The 1,398-nt window shown below is 44.1% G+C and carries 3 protein-coding genes; all 3 read right to left on the bottom strand.

Features of this window, described 5'->3' with window-relative positions; all coding sequences use genetic code 11:
- Positions 1–304: 304 nt before the first annotated feature.
- The 3 genes from M6F29_RS11735 to M6F29_RS11725 all read right to left on the bottom strand — a co-directional run bounded on the left by M6F29_RS11735 (position 305) and on the right by M6F29_RS11725 (position 1,215).
- Entirely contained in the window at positions 305–577 is a 273-nt protein-coding gene (locus M6F29_RS11735) for a type II toxin-antitoxin system YafQ family toxin (RefSeq protein ID WP_297478052.1), read from the bottom strand.
- A gap of 2 nt (positions 578–579) precedes the next feature.
- Complete coding sequence (locus tag M6F29_RS11730; RefSeq protein ID WP_298160117.1) at positions 580–840, bottom strand: type II toxin-antitoxin system RelB/DinJ family antitoxin; 261 nt, start codon at positions 838–840, stop codon at positions 580–582.
- An 87-nt stretch (positions 841–927) separates the two neighbouring features.
- Positions 928–1,215, bottom strand: coding sequence for a helix-turn-helix domain-containing protein (locus M6F29_RS11725; RefSeq protein ID WP_298160115.1), 288 nt, complete (start codon positions 1,213–1,215; stop codon positions 928–930).
- Between the last annotated feature and the right edge of the window lie 183 nt (positions 1,216–1,398).

The raw sequence follows: 1,398 nt of genomic DNA, 5'->3' as shown, positions 1-1,398 counted from the left end.
CCTTTCGGGGTGAGGATGAATTATGATGCTCAATCAACTTGCCGGGGGCATTCTCCGCGATAGCGGCTTAGTTCAACTACATGTATTAATTAAAGAATTTACGAGAAAAACCAAATATTTCTGAACAGCCCCACCACCATCCCAACAGCGCTTATCAATAGAGGCGTTTAATACGTCATTAGTCGATGATTTATATCTATATTTAAACAAAATACACCCATCACCATCCACGCACCAACATCACTGCTCAACACCCTAATCCACCACTCCTAGCGGCATCAACCAACCCAGTACAACCAAAAGGTCAGTTATCAAACAAGTCAGAGTGTCTTCCGGTTCGCTCAAAACGAACGAAATCCTTCGTGACTTTATAAATCAGTAACCAATCCGGCTCAATATGCGCGTCCCTGAAACCATCCCAATTTCCAAAAAGAGGGTGATCTCGATAAACTGCAGGAAGCGGAGTTCCTTCAACAAGCAAGGTCAGTAATGTCTTGAGTTTTGACATATCCTTTCCACGCTTTTGGGCCAACTTCACATCCCGCTTGAACTGGCCAGAATATCCCTGCTGACGCATCATCAAATACCAAGTTGCCCAAAAAGGTCATTGATGTCTTTTGCCAAGTGAACATCTTCACCTCGTTCACTTTTAACAAGCGTTTGGGCAGTCAATTTATTCGGCACCCTCATGTCAAAAGGCAACGCTTTGTCTTTGGCTACTTTGGTCAATACAATACGGACCACATCGGACACGGTCAATCCCATATCCGCCAGCACTGCAGTTGCCTCCTGCTTGAGTCCTTCGTCAATTCTAGCCCTTACAAATGCACTTGCCGCCATGATGTTCTCCTATTAACCGAGTAAGGCATTGTAGCTCAAACGAGCCACATACCGCATCACCATATTTTCAACCGACAACCAGCCGCATCATTCTGCCATTGCAGTAAGGCTATTTTCGGTACGACTCAAACCCTCAGCAGATAAAAGCACCCCAACAGAACCATCTGGTCCATTGATAAAGGTGATACCAGAACGTTCAAATGCCTTATAAATCAATCGCAAAGAATTAACATTAGGATTGCCATCCCCGCGCTCAAACCTATTGAGCGTGGACAATGAAGATCCTGACTGTTCAGCCAATTGTTTTTGGCTCCATCCCAGAAGCGAACGAGCCGCCCGCACCTGTCTCAAGAAATTTGGATGCAAAATGTCCATTTTTTCACTAATTACGTATTATGCTTGCAATATGACTTGTTTTACGCCATAATAAGAGTAAATGTATTTATGATCGAGGTCATTAATGTCTATTGTAACCTTAAATGCGTGCTTATCCGGTTGTCACAGACAACCACTACCTGTAGTGGTTCGTGATTTTGCGGCATAGGTCTCGGCATAGGT

The sequence above is a fragment of the Ferrovum sp. genome, from assembly GCF_027317285.1.
Classification (GTDB): Bacteria; Pseudomonadota; Gammaproteobacteria; order Burkholderiales; family Ferrovaceae; genus Ferrovum.
The sequence above is the reverse complement of the archived record's forward strand: the minus strand, read 5'-3'. Positions and strand labels throughout refer to the sequence as shown.